21 protein-coding genes and 1 riboswitch are annotated in these 23,012 nt (G+C 70.2%); of the genes, 11 read left to right on the top strand and 10 right to left on the bottom strand.

The window, feature by feature from the left end:
• Nucleotides 1-10: 10 nt before the first annotated feature.
• Together AQJ54_RS18095 and AQJ54_RS18090 are read left to right on the top strand one after the other, a co-directional pair.
• Complete coding sequence (locus tag AQJ54_RS18095) at nt 11-571, top strand: DUF485 domain-containing protein (protein WP_062238713.1); 561 nt, start codon at nt 11-13, stop codon at nt 569-571.
• Nucleotides 568-2,160, top strand: a complete 1,593-nt coding sequence (locus AQJ54_RS18090) for a solute symporter family protein (RefSeq protein ID WP_062238489.1) — start codon at nt 568-570, stop codon at nt 2,158-2,160. Before AQJ54_RS18095 ends, AQJ54_RS18090 begins: the two co-directional genes overlap by 4 nt.
• Before the next feature lie 145 nt (nt 2,161-2,305).
• On the opposite strand, the gene AQJ54_RS18085 is transcribed toward AQJ54_RS18090, so the two are convergent.
• Entirely contained in the window at nt 2,306-2,998 is a 693-nt protein-coding gene (locus tag AQJ54_RS18085; protein ID WP_030314132.1) for a response regulator, read from the bottom strand.
• Between the two features lie 161 nt (nt 2,999-3,159).
• On the opposite strand from AQJ54_RS18085, the gene AQJ54_RS18080 reads away from it, so the two are divergent.
• The 3 genes from AQJ54_RS18080 (at nt 3,160) to AQJ54_RS18070 (ending at nt 6,039) form a co-directional block, all read left to right on the top strand.
• Nucleotides 3,160-3,975 (top strand): ABC transporter ATP-binding protein, encoded by an 816-nt coding sequence (locus AQJ54_RS18080; protein WP_020139173.1) that lies wholly within the window; start codon nt 3,160-3,162, stop codon nt 3,973-3,975.
• Nucleotides 3,965-4,831 carry an ABC transporter permease gene (locus AQJ54_RS18075; RefSeq protein ID WP_062022913.1) on the top strand — a complete coding sequence of 289 codons (867 nt, stop codon included), beginning with the start codon at nt 3,965-3,967 and terminating at the stop codon, nt 4,829-4,831. Before AQJ54_RS18080 ends, AQJ54_RS18075 begins: the two co-directional genes overlap by 11 nt.
• 137 nt (nt 4,832-4,968) lie before the next feature.
• The gene (locus AQJ54_RS18070; protein ID WP_062238487.1) at nt 4,969-6,039 is read left to right on the top strand and encodes an ABC transporter substrate-binding protein; all 1,071 of its coding nucleotides are present in this window, start codon (nt 4,969-4,971) and stop codon (nt 6,037-6,039) included.
• A 27-nt stretch (nt 6,040-6,066) separates the two neighbouring features.
• Here AQJ54_RS18070 and AQJ54_RS18065 read toward each other — a convergent pair whose 3' ends face one another.
• The 4 genes from AQJ54_RS18065 to AQJ54_RS18050 all read right to left on the bottom strand — a co-directional run bounded on the left by AQJ54_RS18065 (nt 6,067) and on the right by AQJ54_RS18050 (nt 10,811).
• Nucleotides 6,067-6,747, bottom strand: coding sequence for a response regulator (locus AQJ54_RS18065; RefSeq protein WP_062238485.1), 681 nt, complete (start codon nt 6,745-6,747; stop codon nt 6,067-6,069).
• Nucleotides 6,747-8,411, bottom strand: a complete 1,665-nt coding sequence (locus AQJ54_RS18060) for a sensor histidine kinase (protein WP_062238482.1) — start codon at nt 8,409-8,411, stop codon at nt 6,747-6,749. The genes AQJ54_RS18065 and AQJ54_RS18060 overlap by 1 nt, the downstream gene beginning before the upstream one ends.
• A gap of 90 nt (nt 8,412-8,501) precedes the next feature.
• A complete protein-coding gene (locus AQJ54_RS18055; RefSeq protein WP_062238480.1) occupies nt 8,502-9,446 on the bottom strand; it encodes a ferredoxin family protein in 945 nt (314 codons plus the stop codon).
• A gap of 90 nt (nt 9,447-9,536) precedes the next feature.
• Complete coding sequence (locus AQJ54_RS18050) at nt 9,537-10,811, bottom strand: citrate synthase (RefSeq protein WP_062238478.1); 1,275 nt, start codon at nt 10,809-10,811, stop codon at nt 9,537-9,539.
• A 122-nt stretch (nt 10,812-10,933) separates the two neighbouring features.
• Here AQJ54_RS18050 and AQJ54_RS18045 point away from each other — a divergent pair, with 122 nt between their 5' ends.
• Nucleotides 10,934-12,100 (top strand): citrate synthase/methylcitrate synthase, encoded by a 1,167-nt coding sequence (locus AQJ54_RS18045; protein WP_062238476.1) that lies wholly within the window; start codon nt 10,934-10,936, stop codon nt 12,098-12,100.
• Between the two features lie 204 nt (nt 12,101-12,304).
• Here AQJ54_RS18045 and AQJ54_RS18040 read toward each other — a convergent pair whose 3' ends face one another.
• Complete coding sequence (locus tag AQJ54_RS18040; RefSeq protein WP_059207217.1) at nt 12,305-12,544, bottom strand: hypothetical protein; 240 nt, start codon at nt 12,542-12,544, stop codon at nt 12,305-12,307.
• Nucleotides 12,545-12,793: 249 nt separating this feature from the next.
• Entirely contained in the window at nt 12,794-13,348 is a 555-nt protein-coding gene (locus AQJ54_RS18035; RefSeq protein WP_062238474.1) for a DUF6082 family protein, read from the bottom strand.
• 322 nt (nt 13,349-13,670) lie between these two features.
• Between AQJ54_RS18035 and AQJ54_RS18030 the strand changes: the two genes are divergently transcribed.
• On the top strand, nt 13,671-14,765 hold the full coding sequence (locus AQJ54_RS18030; protein WP_062238472.1) for a CobW family GTP-binding protein: 1,095 nt from the start codon (nt 13,671-13,673) through the stop codon (nt 14,763-14,765).
• Nucleotides 14,766-14,863: 98 nt separating this feature from the next.
• Here AQJ54_RS18030 and AQJ54_RS18025 read toward each other — a convergent pair whose 3' ends face one another.
• Both AQJ54_RS18025 and AQJ54_RS45660 read right to left on the bottom strand, forming a co-directional pair.
• Nucleotides 14,864-17,317, bottom strand: coding sequence for a DNA gyrase/topoisomerase IV subunit A (locus tag AQJ54_RS18025; protein WP_062238470.1), 2,454 nt, complete (start codon nt 17,315-17,317; stop codon nt 14,864-14,866).
• Nucleotides 17,318-17,377: 60 nt separating this feature from the next.
• A complete protein-coding gene (locus AQJ54_RS45660; protein WP_159055529.1) occupies nt 17,378-17,566 on the bottom strand; it encodes a hypothetical protein in 189 nt (62 codons plus the stop codon).
• Between the two features lie 159 nt (nt 17,567-17,725).
• Between AQJ54_RS45660 and AQJ54_RS18020 the strand changes: the two genes are divergently transcribed.
• From AQJ54_RS18020 to AQJ54_RS18005, 4 genes are all read left to right on the top strand, one after another.
• Nucleotides 17,726-19,120: a M16 family metallopeptidase gene (locus tag AQJ54_RS18020; protein WP_079069892.1), complete on the top strand. Its 1,395-nt coding sequence runs from the start codon at nt 17,726-17,728 to the stop codon at nt 19,118-19,120.
• On the top strand, nt 19,117-20,505 hold the full coding sequence (locus AQJ54_RS18015) for a M16 family metallopeptidase (RefSeq protein ID WP_030314103.1): 1,389 nt from the start codon (nt 19,117-19,119) through the stop codon (nt 20,503-20,505). Before AQJ54_RS18020 ends, AQJ54_RS18015 begins: the two co-directional genes overlap by 4 nt.
• Nucleotides 20,506-20,761: 256 nt before the next feature.
• Nucleotides 20,762-20,923: riboswitch (cyclic di-AMP (ydaO/yuaA leader) on the top strand.
• A 13-nt stretch (nt 20,924-20,936) separates the two neighbouring features.
• A complete protein-coding gene (locus tag AQJ54_RS18010; RefSeq protein WP_062238466.1) occupies nt 20,937-21,698 on the top strand; it encodes a M23 family metallopeptidase in 762 nt (253 codons plus the stop codon).
• A gap of 202 nt (nt 21,699-21,900) precedes the next feature.
• A complete protein-coding gene (locus tag AQJ54_RS18005) occupies nt 21,901-22,596 on the top strand; it encodes a GntR family transcriptional regulator (RefSeq protein WP_062022513.1) in 696 nt (231 codons plus the stop codon).
• 134 nt (nt 22,597-22,730) lie between these two features.
• Here the strand turns inward: AQJ54_RS18005 and AQJ54_RS18000 are convergent, their stop codons facing one another.
• The gene (locus AQJ54_RS18000; protein ID WP_020139189.1) at nt 22,731-23,012 is read right to left on the bottom strand and encodes an HPr family phosphocarrier protein; all 282 of its coding nucleotides are present in this window, start codon (nt 23,010-23,012) and stop codon (nt 22,731-22,733) included.

The raw sequence follows: 23,012 nt of genomic DNA, 5'->3' as shown, positions 1-23,012 counted from the left end.
ATCCTTGAGCATGCAGTCAAGCAACGCTCGTCCCCGCGGAAGCGGGGGTGACGCCGAGAGTACGGCCGAGACCCACGACGGGCACGATCAGGCCCACGTCGAGGCGACCGGGGTGCGGTACGACGATCCCTGGTACGACGCGCTCGCCTCCGGCTGGGGCGAGACGAGCGGTGACGGCACTCCCGTGGCCCCGGTTGACGCGGCACGCGCGGAGCGCGCGGACAGGGCGGCGGCCGCGGCCGATGTCTACCTCGAAGTGCAGCGCAGCGCGGCCTTCCAGGAGGTGCGCAGCCGGTACCGGAGATTCGTGGTCCCGGCGGGCATCGGGTTCTTCGTCTGGTACGTGGCCTACGTCGTGACGGCGACGAGCGCGCCCGGGCTGATGGCGCGACCCGTGGCGGGCGCGGTGAATGTGGCCATGCTCGCAGGACTCGGACAGTTCCTGACCACGTTCCTGCTGACCTGGGCCTACGCCCGGCATGCGCGGCTGCGCCGGGACCGGGCCGCGCTCGAACTGCGCTGGGACACCCAGGAACTGACGCGTACGGCTCGGGGCGGTGCTGCATCGTGACGGGGAACCACCAGACTCTGGCGCTGCTGCTGTTCAGCGCGTTCGTCGCGGTCACACTGGGGATCACGACATGGGTGAGCCGGCACCGGCACGGCTCGGCGGAGGAGTTCTACGCGGGGGGCCGACTGTTCTCGCCGATGGAGAATGGTTTTGCCATCGCGGGTGACTACATGTCGGCGGCGTCCTTCCTCGGGATCTCCGGTCTCATCGCGCTCTTCGGGTACGACGGGATGCTCTACTCGGTCGGCTTCCTCGTGGCCTGGCTGGTGGTGCTGTTCCTGGTCGCCGAACTGGTGCGCAACTGCGGGCGGTTCACCCTCGCCGACGTGGTCGCGGCGCGGATGAGCGAGCGACCGGTGCGGATCGCGGCGGGCACCTCTTCGGTCACTGTGTCCGTGCTGTACCTGGTCGCGCAGATGGTAGGCGCGGGCAGTCTCGTCGCGCTGCTGCTCGGCGGCACCAGTGAGGCGGCACAGTCCTGGACCGTCATCGGAGTCGGCGCGCTCATGGTGATCTATGTGTCCCTGGGAGGGATGCGGGCCACCACCTGGATCCAGATCGTCAAGGCGGTGCTGCTGCTCGGCGGGACCGTGGCGCTGACCGTGCTGGTGCTGGTGCGGTTCCACGGCGATTTCGATCAGTTGCTGCTCACGGCGGCGGAACGCAGTGGCCACGGCCGGTCGTTCCTGGCGCCGGGCCTGAAGTACGGCGGGGACTGGACCGCGCGCTTCGACTTCATCAGCCTGGGACTCGCGCTCGTGCTCGGCACAGCGGGGCTGCCGCACATCCTGTCCCGCTTCTACACCGTGCCCACCGCACGCGCGGCACGGCGTTCGGTGGTCTGGTCGATCGGGCTCATCGGCGGTTTCTACCTGATGACGATCGTCCTCGGCTTCGGGGCCGCGGCGATCGTCGGACCCGGAGCCGTAAGGGGTTCGAACGCCGCGGGGAACACCGCCGTCCCGTTGCTGGCCCTGGACTTGGGCGGTGGTGCCGACTCCACGGGCGGAACGGTTCTGTTCGCGATCGTCGCCGCCGTCGCCTTCGCCACGATCCTTGCCGTGGTCGCCGGCATCACGCTCGCCTCCTCGGCCTCCGTCGCCCATGACCTTTACGCCTCGCTACGGCGTGGACGTGCCAAGCCGCGCAGCGAGGTGGCCGTGGCCAGGACCGCCGCCGTGGGGATCGGGGTGGTAGCGATCGCCCTCGGTCTGTTCGCGAGGGACCTCAACGTGGCCTTCCTGGTCGGCCTCGCCTTTGCCGTCGCCGCCTCCGCAAACCTGCCGGTCCTGCTCTATTCGCTGTTCTGGCGAGGGTTCACCACCCGGGGCGCCGTCTGGTCCGTCTACGGCGGGCTGGTCCCGGCCCTGGCCCTGGTGCTGCTGTCGCCCGTGGTGTCCGGCAGCCCCGAATCGCTCTTCCCCGGTCTCGACTTCCAGTACTTCCCGCTCCAGAACCCCGGCCTGATCTCCATCCCCCTGGGCTTCGTCGCGGGCTGGCTCGGCACGATCACCTCGGCGGAGGTCGCCGACGAGGCCAGACACGCGGAGACCGAGGTGCGGTCACTGACGGGGGCGGGAGCCGTGTAGCGACGGCGACGGTGAGCGGGCGGTGCCGGAGTCGTCGTACGGCATGCGTCTACGTCGTACGACATCCCGCGCCGGGTTCCTCCAGGCGTACGGCACCATCCCGTGCGCAGGCGCTCTCCCCGCTCCTTCACGGCGGCAAGGACGGCTAGGGCGCTACCCACGCGTACCGGTGCTCCGGGCGCCCGGTGTCGCCGTATCTGAGCGACAGGCGGAGGCGGCCGGCCTGTTCGAGGTGGCGGAGATAGCGCTGGGCGGTGGAGCGGCTCAGTCCGGTTTCGGCGGCGACCTCGTGGGCGGACAGGGGATGGTCGGCGTGGTGGAGGACGCGGCAGATGAGGTCCGTCGTGGGTTCCGAGTGGCCGCTGGGCAGGCCGGGGGAGGCCGGGGCCGACGTCATGCGCAGCGCGCTGAAGATCCGGTCGACCTGTTCCTGGCCTGCGATGCCGCGGCCCCCGACGCGGTCGACGGTGCGACGCAGGGCGGCGTAGGAGTCCAGACGGGTGCGCAGGGCCGCGAAGGTGAACGGTTTGACCAGGTAGTGGAGGGCGCCCAGGCGCATGGCCGCCTGGATGGTCGTCACGTCACCGGCCGCGGTGATCATGATGACGTCGGTGCCGTGGCCCTGTTCCCGCATGCGGTGGACGAGTTCGAGGCCGGTCTGGTCGGGCAGGTAGTGGTCGAGCAGGACCAGGTCGATGGTCCCGCGCTGCACGTTGGACAGCGCCTGGGCGGCGCTGTGCGCGCGGGCGGCCACCCGGAAGCCGGGAACCTTCCCCACGTACTTGGCATTGATCTCGGCGACACGGAAGTCGTCGTCCACGACCAGGACGTCAATCATCGGGCCTCTTTCCCTCAAGGCCTGGCGGGCGTAACGCCCGTGTTTCGGCTCCGCTGTTGTAGCGCGCGCAAAATGAGCACAACAGGCTGTTGCAAGCAAAAGAACGGCATGCGCCCAGAAGACTGATGCCGTGGTGTGGGCCGCATCTACCGTCCCCGGCCATGAGCGCAGACATCAGCCCCGCCATCGAGCTGCGGGGCGCGAGCAAGACATTCCGGACCCCGTCGGGGGGTCTGCACACGGCGGTCAGGGGACTCGATCTCACGGTGGGGCGTGGGGAGTTCGTGGCGGTCGTCGGCCCCACGGGCTGCGGCAAATCGACCACGTTGACGCTGGTCAGCGGGTTGGAGGAGCCCTCCGAGGGCGAGGTTCTGGTGGTCGGGGAACCGGTCCGCGGAGTCGGGGACAAGGTCGGTTTCGTCTTCCAGCAGGACGCCACCTTCCCCTGGCGCACGGTGCTCTCGAACGTGATGGCGGGTCCGCGGTTCCGCGGCGTGCCCAAGGCCGAGGCGAAGCAGAAGGCCCGGGAGTGGCTGGCCCGGGTCGGGCTCGCGGCCTTCGAGGACCGCTACCCCCACCAGCTCTCCGGTGGCCAGCGCAAGCGTGTCGCGCTCGCCGCCACCTTCGTCAACGACCCCGAGATCCTGCTCATGGACGAGCCGTTCTCGGCGCTCGACGTGCAGACCCGGGCCCTGATGTCCGACGAACTCCTCGAACTGTGGGAGGGCACGGGCGCCTCCGTCGTCTTCGTCACCCACGATCTGGAGGAGTCCATCGCGCTGGCCGACAAGGTCGTCGTGATGACGGCCGGGCCGGCCACCGTCAAGCAGGTGTTCGACATCGACCTGCCGCGGCCGCGCAAGGTCGAGTCGGTGCGCCTGGAGCCGCGGTTCATCGAGATCTACCGCGAGATCTGGGAGTCCCTCGGCGAAGAGGTCCGCATCACCCGGGAGAGGGGTGCCGCTCATGTCGCCTGAGGTCCTCAGCACACCGGTCGTGGACACGGCCAAGACCCCGCCCGACCGTGCGCACTCACGCGCGCGTGCCGCCCGCAGGCGCAGGATCGTCGTCACCGTGTCCCGGGTACTGCTCCTGGTGGCCGTCCTCGGCCTGTGGGAAGTGCTCGCCCGGACCGAGGTCATCGATCCCTTCAACTTCTCCATGCCCTCGAAGATCTGGGACCAGATCTGGACCTGGATCACGCACGGGACGGCACTCGGATCGCTGGGCGAACAGATCTGGTACACGCTGCACGAGGCGCTGCTGGGCTGGGTCTTCGGTGTGGTCGCCGGTGTGGTCTTCGGTATTGCGCTGGGGCGGATCACCTTGCTCGCCGACGTACTTGGTCCATACATCAAGGTGCTCAACTCGATACCCAGGATTGTCCTTGCACCCATCTTCGTGATCTGGTTCGGTCTCGGACCGGCCTCCAAGGTGGCCTCTGCCGTCGTCCTGGTCTTCTTCCCGGTCTTCTTCAACGCCTTCCAGGGCGCCCGCGAGGTCGACCGCAACCTGGTCGCCAACGCCCGCATCCTCGGCGCGAGCGATCGCAGGGTGACGCTTCAGGTCGTCATCCCGTCCGCCACCTCCTGGATCTTCACCAGCCTGCACGTCAGCTTCGGCTTCGCCCTCATCGGGGCCATCGTCGGCGAGTACATCGGTGCGACCAAGGGCATCGGCCTGCTCGTCGCTCAGTCCCAGGGCACCTTCAACGCGGCCGGTGTGTACGCCGCGATGGTCATCCTCGCCGTGGTCGCACTCCTCGCCGAAGGGCTGCTCACCTTCGCCGAGCGCCGCATCTTCCGCTGGAAGCCGTCGGGGTCCGACAGCTGACGAATGCTGCGGCAAGCCCTCTCTTGGAGCCGACTGCCACTTCGGTCCCCTGCTCGCCTGTCGCCGACCGCTCCCGCATCTCCTCGCCCGTGAGCAACCAACGCGGCGCCCCTTTCTCTCACAAGGACGTGAACCCCATGCGCAAGTCCGCCCGATACGCCTCCCTGGCCGGAGCCGGCCTGCTCGCCCTCTCCTCCCTCACCGCCTGCGCCAACGACGCCTCGAGCACCGCCTCGACCGGCTCCGGCAGCAAGGGCGACGGCAAGGGAACCAAGGTCAAGATCATGGTCGGCGGCCTGGACAAGGTCATCTACCTGCCCGCGATGCTCACCCAGCGGCTCGGGTACTTCGACTCCGAGGGGCTCGACGTGGAGCTGCTGAGCGAGCCCGCCGGAGTCCAGGCCGAGACCGCGCTGGTCTCCGGCCAGGTCCAGGGTGCCGTCGGCTTCTACGACCACACGCTGGACCTTCAGGTGAAGGGCAAGGACGTGGAGTCGGTCGTGCAGTTCTCGCACGCGCCCGGCGAGGTGGAGATCGTCTCCAACAATGCGGCCGGTGACATCACCTCGCCCAAGGACTTCAAGGGCAAGAAGCTCGGCGTCACGGGCCTCGGCTCCTCGACCGACTTCCTCACCAAGTACCTCGCGGTCAAGAACGGCGTGAAGGTCAGCGACTTCACCCCGGTCGCCGTCGGAGCGGGGCCGACCTTCATCTCGGCACTGCAACAGGGCTCGATCGACGGCGGTATGACGACCGACCCGACCGTCGCGACGATTCTCGACAAGAAGGCCGGCAAGGTCCTTCTGGACATGCGCACGCCCCAGGGTTCCGACGAGGCGCTCGGCGGACCGTATCCCTCGTCAAGCCTGTACATGCAGACTGAATGGGTCAACGGTCACAAGGACACCGTGCAGAAGTTGGCCAATGCATTCGTCAAGACGCTCAAGTGGATGTCCACCCACAGCGCGACCCAGATCGCCGACAAGATGCCCGCCGACTACTCCCAGGGCAACAAGCTGCTCTACGCGGTGGCCATCAAGAACACGCTGCCCATGTTCACCAAGGACGGTGTGATGCCCAAGAACGGTCCCGAGACCGTCGAGAAGGTCCTCAAGGCGTTCAACCCGGCCATCCAGAACGCCGACGTCGACCTCGACAAGACGTACACGACGGAGTTCGTCGAGAAGGCCGCACAGAACGCGGGCTGAGCGCGGCGCTGTGCACGAGAGACCTGCTCACGCGCGGGTCGCCCACACGTAACGGTGTTCCGGGCGGCCCGCGTCGCCGTACTTGAGGGTCAGCCTGGCCCGTCCCGTGCGCTCCAGGAGCTTCAGATAACGCTGGGCGGTCTGACGGCTCACCCCGGTCCGGTCGGCGATCTCCTGAGCCGACAGGGGCCCTTCGGCGTTCATCAGGGACCTGCGGACGAGTTCCGCCGTGGTGGGGGAGTGTCCCTTGGGCAGGTCGGGCTCCGCCGACGAGGACAGGGCGCCGAAGATGCGGTCGACCTCGGCCTGTTCCGCCTCGCCACCTCCGTCCAGGGTGCGGCGCAGCTCGGCGTACGCCTCCAGCCTGGCTCTGAGGCCGGCGAAGGCGAAGGGCTTGACCAGGTACTGGAGCGCGCCGTGCCGCATCGCCGCCTGCACAGTCGTCACGTCCCGCGCAGCCGTCACCATGATCACGTCGGTCTGGTGGCCGCGCCGCCGCATCTCCTGGACCACCGCCAGGCCGGTCTCGTCGGGCAGATAATGGTCCATGAGGACCAGGTCGACGTGCGGCAGCGCCTCCAGCTGCCGTAGCGCCTCCGCCGCGTTGTGCGCCTCACCGGCCACATGGAAGCCGGGCACCTTCTCGACGTACGCGGCGTTGACGCGCGCCACGCGGGTGTCGTCGTCCACGACCAGGACCTCGATCATCACGACTCCTCCTCGGCGGCCTGCTGGGACGTCGGTGCGGTGAGAGCGGGTTGCGGCTCGGCCAGTGCGTCGGGCAGTACGACGGTGAACTCGGCGCCCCCGCCGCCGGCGTCCCCGACGGTCGCGCTGCCGCCCTGGCGTTCGGCGAGCTTGCGCACCAGGGAGAGCCCGAGGCCACGTCCCCGGTGAGCCGGGGGCTCCTTGGTCGACCACCCCTCGGTGAAGACCAGCTCCCGCTGCTCCACCGGGATCCCGGGGCCGGTGTCCCGCACTCTGAGGACGGCCGTACGGCCCTCTGTGCGCAGTTCGACCTCCACGCGCGCGTGCGGTGCTCCGGCGGCGGCGTCCAGGGCGTTGTCCACGAGGTTGCCGACGATGGTGACCAGTCCGCTCGGATCGACGAGCCGGTCCGGCAGCCGGGTCCGGTCGGAGACCCAGAGGGCTACTCCGCGTTCGGCCGCGACGGTGGCCTTGCCCACCAGCAGGGCGGCGAGCCGCGGGTCCTCGATCTTCTCGGTGACCTGTTCCGCGGTGGCCCGGTGGTCGCCGACGACCTCTCCCACGAACTCCACCGCGTCCTCGTACATCTCCAGCTCGAGCAGCCCCAGGAGGGTGTGCATCCGGTTCGCGTGCTCGTGGTCCTGCGCCCGTAGCGCGTCGATCAGGCCGTGGGTCGAGTCGAGTTCCCGGCCCAGCTGCTCCAGTTCGGTGCGATCGCGCAGAGTGGCCACCGCGCCGCCGTCGTCGGTGGGCATGCGGTTGGCGACCAGCACCCGCTGGCCGCGGACGGTGACCAGATCGGTGCCGGTGACGCGTCCGGCCAGGACGTCGGCCGTACGGCCGTCCCCGAGCGCCTCGTCGGGGGAGCGGCCGACGGCCTCGTCGCCGATGCCCAGCAGCCGCCGTGCCTCGTCGTTGAGCAGGCGGATGCGCCCGGCGCGGTCGAGGGCGACGACACCCTCCCTGATGCCGTGCAGCATGGCCTCGCGCTCGGCGAGGAGACCGGAGATGTCGGAGAAGGCCAGATCGCGGGTCTGGCGCTGGACGCGGCGTGAGATGAGCCAGGCCGCGAGCGCACCGACGGCGAGGGCCCCGCCGGCGTAGGCGAAGAGCCCGGGGATCGCGTGGATCAGCCGGGCGCGCACGCTGTCGTAGGCGATACCGACCGAGACCGCCCCGACGATTTTGCCGTGAGTGTCGTACAGCGGGACCTTGCCGCGGGCGGTGCGGCCCAGGGTGCCGCTGTCGATCTGCATGATCTCCTTGCCGGCCAGAGCCTGGCCGGGGTCGGTGGAGACGGTCCTGCCGACCTCGCTGCGGGTCGGATGCGACCAGCGCACGCCCCGCCAGTCCATCACGACGACGTACTCGGCCCCCGTCGCCCGGCGGATCCGCTCCGCCTCCCTCTGCACGGGGCCACTGGGCAGCGGGGGCGTGTCCTTGACCTGCTCGGCGATCTGCGGCTCGGCGGCGGTGGTCTGGGCGATGGCGAGCGCCCGGCGCATCGCCTGGTCGTCCAGCTGGTTGCTCAGCGGGGCCAGGAAGAGTCCGGTCGCGAGCACCGCGACTCCCGCGGCGATCGCCAGCTGCATCAGGAGCACCTGAGAGAACACGCGGCGGGGCAGGCCCAGGCGCAGGCGTCGGGCAGGGGCAGTGCGGCTCATACCCATGAAGGTACGTGGGGGCGCCGGATCCATCGCCGGAGGTGTGGCATGGATCTCTTGATCAATGTGTGGACGGGGTTGTTGGGGCGGTCAGCTCGCCAGGACTGTCGAGGTGGCCAACTCCCGGACCGTCACCACGTCCATCCGCGCGGGCGAGCCGAGCACGGACGCTCCGCAGCTCTCCGGGCGGGGCGGCAGTGAGGCCGTCTGGGCCACGAGGACCCGCCAGTGGCGGCCGTCGACGTGCGCGACGGTCACCTCCCAGTGCGGAGCCGCGCCGCCGGTCCGTACGACTGTCAGCGCCTCCGCCGCGTATTCGCCCACGGCCCTGCGCACGGCCAGCTCGGCCGCCTGGCCCGGCCGCTCCCAGGCGGAGCTCCCGCGGCACCCCTCGACCACGATCCGGCCCTCCTGGACGCTGTGGAGGACCTGCTTGACGGTGTGGGCCTCGGCACGGCCGTAGGCGTAGCCGTACGGCAGGACGAGCACCGTCGGCGAGAAACGGTGACCACCCAGATGGGTGACCTCCCAGGCGCCCTCCACTGCCGAGGCGGCCAGTTCCGCGGCGAGCGGGCGGCCTAGGAGGGCGCAGCAGCGGTCCCGCTTGCCGTTGGTGCAGACGAGTGCGAGCGGATCGCCGGTGTGGGCCCGCCCGTGGAGGGCGGCGTCGAAGGAGGTGTGGTCGCCCCTGCCGAGCGCTGCGAGATCCAGGTCGAGCAGGTCCCGCGGGTCACGGGTCGTCGCACTGCGGAGCCACACCTTGCCGGGCGCGGTGTGGGCCGCGTACACCTGCCGGACGGTGGGGGTGCCGCTGTCGGCGTGCCGCCCTGGGCGGCGGATCAGGGCGACGCGTACGCCCGTGTCCTTCGCCGCTGCCTCCAGGGCGCGGCCGAGCGCGGGGTCCAGGTGGCTCGAGGTGAGAGCCTTGGCGCCCCAGGGGCCGGGCTGCTCCAGGAGCAGCCAGGTCCGCGCGGTGGCCGCGGTTCCGGAAACGGGCTCGTCGAGGTCGTGCGAGACCGTTGTACAGGTACTCACAGAGGTGAGCCTAACCTGACTTGGCGCACGGCGACTTTCGGTCCGGCCGGAGCCGGGGAGCCGACGGGTGCGGCCGTGCCTCCTGCGGAGTCACTGCTCGGGCATCGGCTGGGGCAGCGGCTGGGGTGGCTTGGGGCCCACATAGAGGCCGCTCGGGCGCATGCGCAGCGGGCGCTCGCCGTACTCCTCCAGGGCGTGGGCGATCCAGCCCGCCGTCCGGGCGGCGGCGAAGACCGTCTCGCCAGCCGTGGAGGGCATGCCGGAGGAGGCGGTCAGCACGGCGAGGGCGAGGTCCACGTTGGCGTGCAGAGGGGCGTGCCGGGTCGTGGTGGCGACGATGTCGCGGGCCGCGAGGAGGGCGGGCTCCGCGCGCGGGATCTCCTCCAGAAGCGCGAACAGGGCCCGCGCGCGTGGGTCCTCGCCCGCGTAGAGCCGGTGACCGAGGCCGGGGACGCGCCGGCCGGCCCGCAGCTCCTCCGCGATCACGGGGGCCGCGTCGCCCCGATCGAGCACGTCGAGCAGCAACTTGTGGGCCAGCCCGCTGGCCGCGCCGTGCAGGGGGCCTTCCAGGACGCCGAGCCCGGCGGAGACGGCCGCGTACGCGTGCGCACGGGCCGACGCGGCGACCCGTACCGCGAGGGTCGAGGCGGCGAGGTCGTGGTCGACGAGCAGGCCGAGAGCGGTGTCCAGGGCGCGAAGGGACGCCTCGTCGGGCTTGCGGCCGCTCAGGCGGGTCCAGAGCCGGTGGGCCAGGGGGCCGTCGTCGCGGCGCCGGTCGCGCGCGACGGGTGGCAGGCCGGCGACGAGCGTGGGGATGAGGGTGCGGGCGGTGCCGAGCACGGACTCTTCGGACAGGTCGAAACGCAACGGGTCGGCGGCGGCCGCGGCGATCGCCGCGACGCGCAACCGGTCGGTGGGGCTGGTGTGTTCGGGCAGCGCGTCCACCGCACGCCGAGCCGCCTGCACGGAGGAGTCGGGTGCCGTGAAGGTGACGCCGGGGTGCAGCTGTCCGGTCCAGAGCCACTCCGCGATCTCTTCGTAGGAGTGGCGTGCGGCCAGTTCCGTGGCATCGACGCCACGGAAGTAGTAGCGGTCCCGGTCGATGAACGTGATGCGGGTCCGCACCGACAGTTCGCCGCCACTGCCCGGACTCCCGCCGCTCTCCCGGCGGTTGCGTCGGGCGAGGGTCTCCACCTCCTTGGCGTCGAAGGTGCTGCCCCGGCCGCCGGGGACGCGTCGGCTGCTGAGCTGACCGCGGCTGACGTACGCGTACACGGTCTCGGGTTTCACGCCGAGCAGTTCGGCGGCTTCCTTGGTGCTGAGCCGGTGTTCGGCGGGGCCGGGGTGGGCGTCTTGATCGCGCATAAGAGGTCACCGTATCCGCAGCCGAGGTGGTTGATGGTGTGCATTGATCTCATATTGATTCAATCAATATTGACAGCTAGTGAGTCAACCATGGACAGTCGAATCAAGTCCAGGGAGGAATCATGTCGGTCAACAGGTCTGCAACCACTCTCATCGACGTGCCGAGAGGGCTCGCCGGCGTCGTCGTCACAGACACCGAGGTCGGGGATGTGCGGGGGCGGGAAGGCTTCTATCACTACCGCCAGTACTCGGCCGTCGAGCTCGCGCAGACCCGCAGCTTCGAGGACGTGTGGCATCTCCTCGTCCACGGTGAACTGCCGGACGCGGTACGGGGTGCGGCCTTCCGTGCCGAGACGGCGGCGTTGCGGCGGTTGCCGGACGAGGTGCGGGCGGCGCTGCCCGCGGTCGCGGCGGCGAGCGGGGTGTCGGGGCCGCTCGCGGGGATGCGGAGCGCGCTGTCGCTGCTCGGGGCGGCGAAGGGGTTCCGTCCTGTCTACGACATCGACCCCGAGGGGCGGCGACAGGACACGCTGGTGGCGGCCGCGGCCGTACCCACGCTGCTCACGGCGCTGTACCGGCTGGGTGCGGGGCTGGACCCCGTGGAGCCGCGTGAGGACCTCTCGTACGCGGCGAACTACCTCTACATGTTGACGGGTTCGGAGCCGGAGCAGGCGCGGGCTCGGGCGATCGAGCAGTACTTGATCTCAACCATTGATCACGGATTCAATGCATCAACCTTCACGGCGCGGGTGGTGGCGTCGACGGGTGCGGACGTGGCGGCGTGCCTCGTCGGGGCGGTGGGTGCGCTGTCCGGACCGCTGCACGGGGGTGCGCCGAGCAGGGCACTGGACACGCTGGACGCGATCGGCACGCCGGACCGGATCGACCCCTGGATCCGGGAACGTGTACTGGCCGGCGACCGCATCATGGGCTTCGGTCACGCGATCTACCGGACGGAGGACCCTCGGTCCCGGATGCTCCGGGAGGTCGCGCAGCGGTTCGGCGGCCCGCGCGTGGACTTCGCCGTCGAGGTGGAACGTCGGGTGGAGACGATCCTGGCCGAGTTGAAGCCGGGGAGGGAACTGCACACCAACGTCGAGTTCTACGCGGGCGTGGTCATGGAGCTGTGCGGACTGCCGCGCGAGATGTTCACGCCCACCTTTGCCGCGGGGCGGGTGGTGGGGTGGAGCGCGAACATCCTGGAACAGGCGGCGGACTCGAAGATCATTCGGCCGGTGGCTCGGTATGTGGGGGTGGAGGCGCCGGTGGCGGTGCCTCACGTGGCCTGAGCACGGAAGGTCCGGCACCAGGGCGGTGCCGGACCTTGGCGGCCAACGGGCCGTGTGAGCTGCCGGTTCTGCCGATGAGCCCTACTGTCGGGGGTTGGCAGTCTCAGACGTCGAGGTGCTGGGGGTTCTTCGCGAGCAGCGCCGGCGAGGCGGCGGACGAGCTGATGAGTGCAGCCATCTCTTCGATGAGAGTCATTACTTCGCCTAGGCGTCCGGAATATCGGCCTTGGCTCGTACCAGGGTCTCGCGCGTGATGACCACGATGCGCTCGTAGTCGGCCCGTGCCGCGTCCGCGGGAAGCTGGGAGTCCAGGGAGCCGGTCGCATCCGTCCCGATCACGGCGAAGTTCCCGTCGGCCAACTCGAAAATGTCCGGGCATGTCGCACCGGACGTGCTGCCTCTTTCGCGTGGCGATGCTCCGAGGCGGCGAATGATCTGACTCACTGTTGGTTTCCCTCTGGTCTCACGAACGACGAGCACGCGCACGACGGTTACGAGGCGAAGCGGCCCTGTGGGGTGCACGCGTCATCTGGCGACGTGAGCGATGGCGGAGCGGGGCTGCCGTACGCGATGGCGTGTGACTCGACCCCGGCGGCTGAGTCAACCTCAGCGGCGCCTGGGACAACGGGATACTTGACCCCTTCGTTATGGCCCGAGGGTGTGATTTACCTGGGTGGAGGCGTTCGCGTTCTGCTACGCGCTCGGTGGGTCGCCGACGACCCACCACTCCTCCGTGTCTGCTTCTTCCAGCTGTCGCAACAGATCGTCGACCAACTGCCCCAGTTCCGCCTCGTCGGTGTCCGCGAGACTGGCGCGCTGCTGCCGTGTGGCATACCAGTAGTCCCTGACGATCGGGTTCTGGAAGATGCCGCGAACGTGCTTGAAGAACTCCTCTTTGGTGAGGTTACCGATGCGGTAGTAGAAGAGGAGGTTTGTGTACAAGGCGTTGGCGAACAGGTACTGGCGTCGCTGCTTGGGGGAGACGGACGCTTCGTAGAGGTCCAGGACCTCGGCCAGTTCGGGATCGTCCAGGGCTTTGCTGAGCAGCTCCCAGTGCTGGCGCTGCTGGCTCGCCAGATCGTCGTGCTGGTGGGACCGGGCGGCCGATTCCAGCTCGTCCAGGCGGGTGTGGAGGGACCGCATCGCATGGTGCTGTGCGGCGAGCGAGACGGCCATGCCCGCCAACGCGCCGACACCGATTGCGGCCGCTGTGCCAAGTCCTCGCGTCCAAGCCTTCTGTGTGGCCATGTCAACCCCCGGTTCAGGCGGCCGTCCGCCGGTCGTCGGGGTGCGGGTCGACTGATGGGGACCGGCGAGCGGTGGGCGGCGCTTGCCGTCTCCCAGGGTGCCGAGCGGCTCTGATCGGCGGGGGAGGCGGAGAGGAGGCGCACGGAGGGAAGTGAGGGTCGCACGAACCGGCGCCTTCCCCAACGTCTGCCCCGCAAGTGCTGCTAACAATCGTTCACTTCGGCGGGTTTGTTCCGGCTCGTATCCTGGTCCGGCATTCAGAGCTCGTCAGTGCGCCGGGACCGCGATCCGGTGCACGCAGCAGCGCGAAAGAGGTCGTACGTTGAGTCAGCCGAGCGGGAGCCCCCGGCAGATCCCGGTCGTCGTCCTCGCCGGATTCCTCGGTTCCGGCAAGACCACCCTCCTCAATCATCTCCTCCACCGCAGCGGCGGCAGCCGAATCGGCGCCGTCGTCAACGACTTCGGCGCCATCGAGATCGACGCCATGGCCGTCGCCGGCGCGCTCGGCGACTCCACCGTCTCCCTCGGGAACGGCTGCCTGTGCTGTGCCGTCGACGTCAGTGAGCTCGACGGATACCTCGCCAAGCTCGCCCACCCCGACGCCGGCATCGACGTCATCGTCATCGAGGCCAGCGGGCTCGCCGAGCCGCAGGAACTCGTCCGCATGGTCCTCGCCAGCGAGGAGCCCGGCATCGTCTACGGCGGTCTCGTCGAGGTCGTCGACGCCGCGGAGTTCCAGGACACCCGCGCCAAGCACCCCGAGCTCGACCGTCACCTCGCTCTCGCCGACCTGGTGGTGGTCAACAAGCTGGACCGGGCGGAGCCCCAGGACGCCGAGCGGGTCCTGGCCACCGTGCGCACCCTTGTCGAGCACGCTGCCGTCGTCCCCGCCACCTACGGCCGTATCGACCCCGAGTTCCTCTTCGACTGCCGTCCCAGCGAGGAGCGCATCGGACAGCTCTCCTTCGACGACCTCGACGACCTCGATCACCACGGGGACGATGGCGATCACGGTCACGACAACCACCTGCACTCCGGCTACGACAGCCTGTCGTTCCGTTCCGACGTCCCCATGGACCCCCGTCGGCTCATGGCCTTCCTCGACAGCCGGCCGGACGGGCTGTACCGGATCAAGGGGTACGCCGACTTCGGGCCCTACGACGTCCGCAACCGGTACGCCGTGCACGCCGTCGGCAGCTTCCTGCGGTTCTATCCCGAGCCCTGGGGAGCCGGGGACGAACGCCTCACCCAGCTCGTCCTCATCGGCTCGGGCATCGACACCCAGGCCCTCGGCAAGGAAGTGGAGGCGTGCCGGGCGGACATGACAGACGCCCCGCACGCCGCCGACGAGGCCGGCATGTGGGGCGTCCTGCGCTTTGTCCAGGGAACGGAAGAGGATCCCGAGGAACCGGCCTAGACCGGCCGGATCAGCTCTACGGGCCTAGACGGGCCTGCCAGACCCTGGATCGGACCGCCAGACCCAGACCGGCCTCCCAGACCCAGACTCCCCAAGTCCTACACCGGCCCCGCCACCACCGAAACCGTCTTCGGCAGCGACACACCCGATCCGTCGCGGCGCGGGTCGATCTCCGGCAGGTCCGCCGGGGTGCCGTTCTTCTGTGCGGCGCGGGCCGGGACGGGGCCCGCCCAGGCCAGGGACAGGCAGTCCTCGCCCTTCAGGAACCGCTGGCAGCGCACACCGCCCGTGGCGCGGCCCTTGCGCGGGTACTGGTCGAACGGGGTCACCTTGGCCGTCGTCTGGACCGAGTCGTCGAGCGTGCCGCGCGAGCCCGCCACCGTGAACACGACCGCGTCGGCGGCCGGGTCCACCGCGGTGAAGGAGATCACCTTTGCGCCCTCGGTGAGCTTGATGCCCGCCATACCGCCCGCCGGACGCCCCTGCGGGCGCACCTGCGAGGCCTGGTAGCGCAGGAGTTGTGCGTCGTCGGTGATGAAGACCAGGTCCTCCTCGCCCGTGCGCAGTTCGACCGCGCCGACGATCCGGTCGCCCTCCTTGAGCGTGATGACCTCCAACTCGTCCTTGTTGGACGGATAGTCGGGGACCACGCGCTTGACGACACCCTGTTCGGTGCCGAGCGCCAGACCGGGTGAGGACTCGTCCAGCGTGGTGAGGCAGATCAGCGTCTCGCCGTCCTCCAGGGAGAGGAACTCGGCCAGCGGGGCACCGCCCGAGAGGTTCGAGGCCGCCTCCGGCAGCTGCGGCAGGTCGATCACATTCAGGCGGAGCAGACGGCCGGACGACGTCACCGCGCCGATCTCGCCCCGCGCGGTGGCCGGCACCGCCGAGACGATCACGTCGTGCTTGGCGCGCTTTCCGCCGGCCTCCTCCGGGAACGGCTCACCGTTCGCCGTACGGGCCAGCAGCCCCGTCGAGGACAGCAGCACCCGGCACGGGTCGTCCGCCACCTGGAGCGGTACGGCCGCCACCGGCGCCGTGGCCCCGGCCTCCAGCAGGACCGTGCGCCGCTCGGTGCCGTACTTCTTGGCGACCGCGGCCAGCTCGGCGGAGACCAGCTTGCGCAGCTCGGAGTCCGACTCCAGGATCCGGGTCAGCTCCGCGATCTCCGCGTTGAGCCGGTCCTTCTCGGACTCCAGCTCGATGCGGTCGAACCGGGTCAGCCGCCGCAGGGGCGTGTCCAGGATGTACTGCGTCTGGATCTCGCTCAGCGAGAAGCGCTCCATCAGGCGCTCCTTCGCCTGCGCGGAGTTGTCGCTGGAGCGGATGATCCGGATGACCTCGTCGATGTCGACCAGGGCGGTGAGCAGGCCCTCGACCAGGTGCAGCCGGTCGCGGCGCTTGGTGCGCCGGAACTCGCTGCGGCGGCGCACCACTTCGAAGCGGTGGTCGAGGTAGACCTCCAGGAGCTCCTTGAGGCCGAGCGTGAGGGGCTGCCCGTCCACCAGCGCCACGTTGTTGACGCCGAAGGACTCCTCCATCGGCGTCAGCTTGTAGAGCTGCTCCAGGACCGCCTCCGGCACGAAGCCGTTCTTGATCTCGATGACCAGGCGCAGGCCGTGGGCGCGGTCGGTGAGGTCCTTGACGTCGGCGATGCCCTGGAGCTTCTTCGCACCGACCAGGTCCTTGATCTTGGCGATCACCTTCTCCGGGCCGACCGAGAAGGGCAACTCGGTGACGACGAGGCCCTTGCGGCGGGCCGTGACCGTCTCGACGGCGACCGTGGCGCGGATCTTGAAGGTGCCGCGGCCCGTCTCGTACGCGTCCCGGATGCCCGAGAGGCCGACGATCCGGCCGCCGGTGGGCAGGTCGGGGCCCGGGATGTGCTTCATCAGGGCGTCCAGATCCGCGTTGGGGTAGCGGATCAGGTGGCGGGCGGCCGCGATGACCTCGGTGAGGTTGTGCGGCGCCATGTTGGTGGCCATGCCGACCGCGATGCCGGAGGCGCCGTTCACCAGCAGGTTCGGGAAGGCGGCGGGCAGCGCGCCCGGCTCCTGCTCCTGGCCGTCGTAGTTGGGCGCGAAGTCGACGGTGTCCTCGTCGATGGACTCCGTCATCAGGCTCGCGGCCTCGGCGGCGCGGCACTCGGTGTACCGCATGGCGGCCGGCGGGTCGTCGTTGCCCAGCGAGCCGAAGTTCCCGTGGCCGTCGACCAGCGGGACGCTCATCGAGAAGGGCTGTGCCATGCGCACGAGGGCGTCGTAGATCGACGTGTCTCCGTGCGGGTGCAGCTTGCCCATGACCTCGCCGACCACGCGCGCGCACTTCACGTAGCCGCGGTCGGGGCGCAGGCCCATCTCGTTCATCTGGTAGACGATGCGCCGGTGCACCGGCTTGAGGCCGTCGCGGGCGTCGGGGAGCGCGCGGGAGTAGATGACCGAGTACGCGTACTCGAGGTACGAGCCCTTCATCTCGTCCACGACGTCGATGTCGAGGATCCGCTCCTCGTACGAGTCGTCGGGCGGCGGGGTCTTCGTGCTGCGGCGGGCCATCGCTGCCGGCTCCTCTTTTCTGGTCGCTCGCCTACGGGTCGCTCACATCGGCCCTTTGGCTCACTCTTGCTGAAGCGTGAACAGGATCTGACGCGGACCATTGTGGACCGCGGCACTGACAGTCCGGGCCAGGACCCGGCTGAGCCGCCCGGCAGGCGACCACCAGGCCACCAGGCCCGGCGACCACAGGCCGTCCGCCCGGCGACCACCGAACCACCCGGCCCGGCGCTCGCGCAGTGCCCCGCTCACGGTTGCCCGCAGGCTACGCGATCCGCTGTGGGCGTACGCGCCCCGGGAACTTCACCCAGGGTCCGCACGCTTGCATAAAGTGGCAGGACCGGCAGGAAAACAGCTCTGCACACCGCGGTTTCCACGACCGCGACCGCGATCGAAGGGACGTACATGCCCATGGGTCACACGGCCACAGACCAGGCAGGCACCGGGGGCCTGACAGCGACCGAGCACCGCCTGGCCAACGGCCTTCGCGTGGTGCTCTCCGAGGACCACCTGACCCCGGTCGCGGCGGTGTGCCTCTGGTACGACGTCGGTTCGCGCCACGAGGTCAAGGGCCGTACCGGCCTGGCTCACCTCTTCGAGCACCTGATGTTCCAGGGCTCGAAGCAGGTGCACGGCAACGGGCACTTCGAGCTGGTCCAGGGCGCGGGCGGCTCGCTCAACGGCACCACCAGCTTCGAGCGCACCAACTACTTCGAGACCATGCCCACCCACCAGCTGGAGCTCGCCCTCTGGCTGGAGGCCGACCGCATGGGCTCCCTGTTGGCCGCCCTCGACGACGAGTCGATGGAGAACCAGCGCGACGTCGTCAAGAACGAGCGCAGGCAGCGCTACGACAACGTCCCCTACGGCACCGCGTTCGAGAAGCTCACCGCGCTCGCGTACCCCGAGGGCCACCCTTACCACCACACCCCGATCGGTTCGATGGCCGACCTGGACGCGGCCACCCTGGAGGACGCCCGCGCGTTCTTCCGCACCTACTACGCGCCCAACAACGCCGTCCTGTCGGTCGTCGGCGACATCGACCCGGAGCAGACGCTCGCCTGGATCGAGAAGTACTTCGGCTCCATCCCCTCGCACGACGGCAAGCCCGCGCCCCGCGACGGCTCGCTCCCCGAGATCATCGGCGAGCAGTTGCGCGAGGTCGTCGAGGAGGAGGTTCCCGCGCGCGCGTTGATGGCCGCCTACCGGCTGCCCCACGACGGCACCCGCGAGGCGGACGCGGCCGACCTCGCCCTGACCGTCCTCGGCGGCGGCGAGTCGTCCCGCCTCTACAACCGGCTCGTACGGCGCGACCGTACGGCCGTCGCGGCCGGCTTCGGCCTGCTGCGCCTGGCCGGAGCGCCCTCCCTGGGCTGGCTGGACGTGAAGACCTCCGGGGACGTCGAGGTGCCGGTCATCGAGGCCGCCATCGACGAGGAGCTCGCCCGGTTCGCCGCGGAGGGGCCCACCGCCGAGGAGATGGAGCGCGCCCAGGCCCAGTTGGAGCGCGAGTGGCTGGACCGGCTCGGCACCGTCGCGGGCCGCGCCGACGAACTGTGCCGCTACGCCGTCCTGTTCGGTGACCCCCAGCTCGCCCTGACCGCCGTGCAGCGCGTCCTGGACGTGAGCGCCGAGGAGGTCCAGGCCGTCGCCAAGGCCAAGCTGCGTCCCGACAACCGTGCGGTGCTGGTCTACGAGCCCACCGCTCCCGCCGAGATCGCCGACAGTGCCGAGGACGCCTCCGAGGACCCGCAGGCCGCGGCGACCGTAGAAGCCACCGACGACAACGAGGAGGCGGCCAAGTGACCGAGCTCGCCGCGATGGAATTCCACCCGCAGCCGCAGGCGGGCGAGCCCAAGGTCTGGGCCTTCCCCGCCCCTGAGCGCGGAACGCTCGACAACGGCCTCACGCTGCTGCGCTGCCACCGCCCCGGCCAGCAGGTCGTCGCCGTCGAGGTGCTTCTGGACGCGCCCCTGGACGCCGAGCCGGCCGGCCTGGACGGCGTCGCCACGATCATGGCGCGCGCGTTCTCCGAGGGCACCGACAAGCACTCCGCCGAGGACTTCGCCGCCGAGCTGGAGCGCTGCGGCGCCACCCTGGACGCGCACGCCGACCACCCCGGCGTCCGTCTCAGCCTCGAGGTGCCCGCCTCCCGTCTCGCCAAGGCGCTCGGTCTGCTGGCCGACGCCCTCAGGGCGCCCGCGTTCGCGGACAGCGAGGTCGAACGGCTCGTCACCAACCGCCTGGACGAGATCCCGCACGAGCTGGCCAACCCGTCCCGCCGCGCCGCCAAGGAGCTCTCCCGGGAGCTGTTCCCGGCGGACTCGCGCATGTCGCGTCCGCGCCAGGGCACCGCGGAGACCGTCGAGAACATCGACTCCGCCGCCGTACGCGCCTTCTACGAGAAGCACGTACGCCCCGCCACCGCGACCGCCGTGGTCGTCGGCGACCTCACCGGCATCGACCTGGACGCGCTGCTCGCCGACACCCTCGGCTCCTGGACCGGCTCCGCGGCCCAGCCGCGCCCCGTGCCGCCGGTGACCGCCGACGACACCGGCCGGGTCGTCATCGTGGACCGCCCCGGAGCCGTCCAGACGCAGCTCCTGATCGGCCGTACCGGTTCCGACCGGCACGCACGCGTGTGGCCCGCGCAGGTGCTCGGCACGTACTGCCTCGGCGGCACCCTCACCTCGCGACTGGACCGGGTCCTGCGCGAGGAGAAGGGCTACACCTACGGCGTGCGCGCGTTCGGGCAGGTCCTCAGGTCCGCCCCGGACGGCTCGGGGGCCGCGATGCTCGCCATCAGCGGCTCCGTGGACACCCCGAACACCGGTCCCGCCCTGGACGACCTGTGGAAGGTACTGCGCACGCTCGCCGAGGGCGGTCTCACCGACGCCGAGCGCGATGTCGCCGTGCAGAACCTCGTCGGGGTGGCGCCGCTCAAGTACGAGACCGCGGCGGCCGTAGCGAGCACGCTGGCCGACCAGGTCGAGCAGCACCTGCCGGACGACTACCAGGCGACGCTGTACCAGCAGCTCGCCGCGACCGGCACCGTGGAGGCCACCGCGGCCGTCGTGAACGCCTTCCCGGTGGACCGGCTGGTGACGGTCCTGGTCGGCGACGCGGCCGCCATCAAGGAGCCCGTGGAGGCCCTCGGCATCGGCGAGGTCAAGGTCGTGACAGCCGAGTAGCGGACGCGACCCACGCGGACGCGACCCGCACGGACGCGACCCACAGGGGCCCTGGTGACGCATGTGCCACCAGGGCCCCTTCGACACCCAGGTCGCTCGGACATCCAACTCACTCAGATGTCCGAATTGGGTGGGAGGTTGCCTGTCTGCCCTGTGGGATGCGCTACAAACACCGTGATCCGTTTGGGCCTTGAAAGCCGCCCCGCTTAGCGTCATCCGGGCTGTTCGTCAGGCAGTGCGCCGCGCCCGCGGCACCGGACAGCCATCGCCGAGTCCCCGTACGGCGCGAGCCAGGGGAGCCGGGGACCCACACCAAGTCCCTGGGGTGAATCGGGCGTCCGTGCATCGCGCGGGGCTCGTAGGAGACCTTCCTGCTCCGAACCCGTCAGCTAACCCGGTAGGCGAGAAGGAAGGAAAGGATCAGCCACCACATGGCGTTCACCTGCGCCACCGGGAAGCACCGTCGTCCCAGCCGCATGAAGCGCACCACCGCCCGAGCCGCGGGCGTCGCCGCCCTCGCCACCACCGGCGTCATCGGCGCCGTCGCCGCTCCGGCGCTCGCCGCCGACAACTCCGTCACCGCCGTGGAGCAGAGCGGTCTCATGCCCGTCGTCAGCACCGGCCAGTCGCTCGCCGCGCAGATCGACGCGCAGGCCGTGGCCCAGGAGCAGGCCGCCGCACAGAAGAAGGCGGCCGCCGAGGCCAAGCGCAAGGCCGAGGCCAGGGCCAAGGAGATACGCGAGGCCAAGGAGCGCGCCGCCCGCGAGGCCGAGCGCAAGCGTCTCAACGCCTTCGTCGCCCCGATCTCCGGCTCCTACATCTCGACCGGCTACAAGAGCGGCGGCTCCATCTGGTCGTCCGGCAGCCACACCGGTGTCGACTTCCACGCCGCCAGCGGCACCTCCGTGCACGCGGTCGGCCGCGGTACCGTCGTGGAGGCAGGCTGGGGCGGGGCGTACGGCAACAACATCGTGATCAGGATGGCCGACGGCACGTACACCCAGTACGGCCACCTGTCGTCCATCGGCGTCTCGGTCGGCCAGTCGGTCACCCCCGGGCAGCAGATCGGCCTGTCCGGCGCGACCGGCAACACCACCGGACCGCACCTGCACTTCGAGGCGCGCACCACCCCCGACTACGGCTCGGACATCGACCCCGTCGCCTACCTGCGTTCGCACGGCGTCAACGTCTGACACCGCTTCCGCGCGAGACCTTCGCGCGATCTCCGCGAAGCCCCGGCTGCCCGAGCCGGGGTTTCGTCGTTTCCGGAGCCCCCTTGTCCAAAAAATATCCCCGGATTCCGGTCCGCCGTCGGAAATTCCCGCTGATTGCAATAGAGTCACTGAACACACGTCAATCGGCGACGTTTCGCGGGGATTAAGACGGAGGTCGGACATGCGTATTCCGGCGCACTCGGTATGCACGGCGATCCGGGACGACATCGTCGCCGGTGTCCACGAGCGCGGCAGCCGGCTCACCGAGGAACTGCTTGCCCGCCGCTACGGCGTCTCCCGTGTCCCGGTCCGGGAGGCCCTGCGCACCCTGGAGGCCGAGGGCTTCGTGGTGACGCGGCGGCACGCGGGCGCGTGCGTCGCCGAACCGACCGAGCAGGAGGGCGCGGACCTCCTGGAGATGCGCCTGCTCCTCGAACCGCTCGGCGCCGCCCGGGCCGCCCAGCGGCGCACCGAGGCCCATCTGAAGGTGCTGCGCGGCCTGGTCCGGCTGGGTCAGGAGCGTGCCAGGCGGGGCAACAGCGAGGATCTGCGCTCCCTGGGGGGCTGGTTCCACGAGACGCTCGCCCAGGCCGCCGGCAGCCCGGCGATGACCTCGGTGCTGACCCAGCTCCGTCACAAGATCGCCTGGATGTACGTCGTGGACGCGCCGGCCGACCCGGTGGAGTCGTGGGCGGAGCACGGCGCGATCGTGGACGCGGTGGCGCGCGGGGACGGCGAACGCGCGCGGGCGATCACGGCGCTGCACACCGAGCGCTCGGGTGCGGCGCACCGGCTGCGGCTCACCTCGGGAGCGGATCGCCCGGACCGTGTGAGGACCTCGCAACATCCTGTAAACGTGACAGGCCTGCGGCATTAACACAGGCGCCGTATACAAAGAGGAGGGAATTCGTGGGGCAGTATTTCTGCTGCCCGCGAAAGGGAAATGCGAAGGGCCCGCCCGATAATCCGGACGAGCCCTTCGACTTGTTTTACCGCGCTGTGTCCCGAAGCTCAGACGGTCTCGGGAAGCTCCTCGAGTCCCTCGGCGACCAGCTTCGCGAGCCGGTCGAGGGCCGCGTCCGCGCCCTCGGCGTCGGAGGCGAGGACGACCTCCTCGCCGCCCTGGGCGCCGAGGCCGAGGACGGCCAGCATGGAGGCCGCGTTGACGGGGTTGCCGTCGGCCTTGGCGATCGTCACCGGGATACCTGCGGCCGTGGCGGCCCGGACGAAGATGGAAGCGGGTCGGGCGTGGAGGCCCTCGGCCCAGCCGACGTTGACGCGGCGCTCAGCCAT

The organism is Streptomyces griseorubiginosus, assembly GCF_001514195.1.
GTDB lineage: Bacteria > Actinomycetota > Actinomycetes > Streptomycetales > Streptomycetaceae > Streptomyces > Streptomyces griseorubiginosus.
This window is presented reverse-complemented; position numbering and strand designations above follow the sequence as displayed.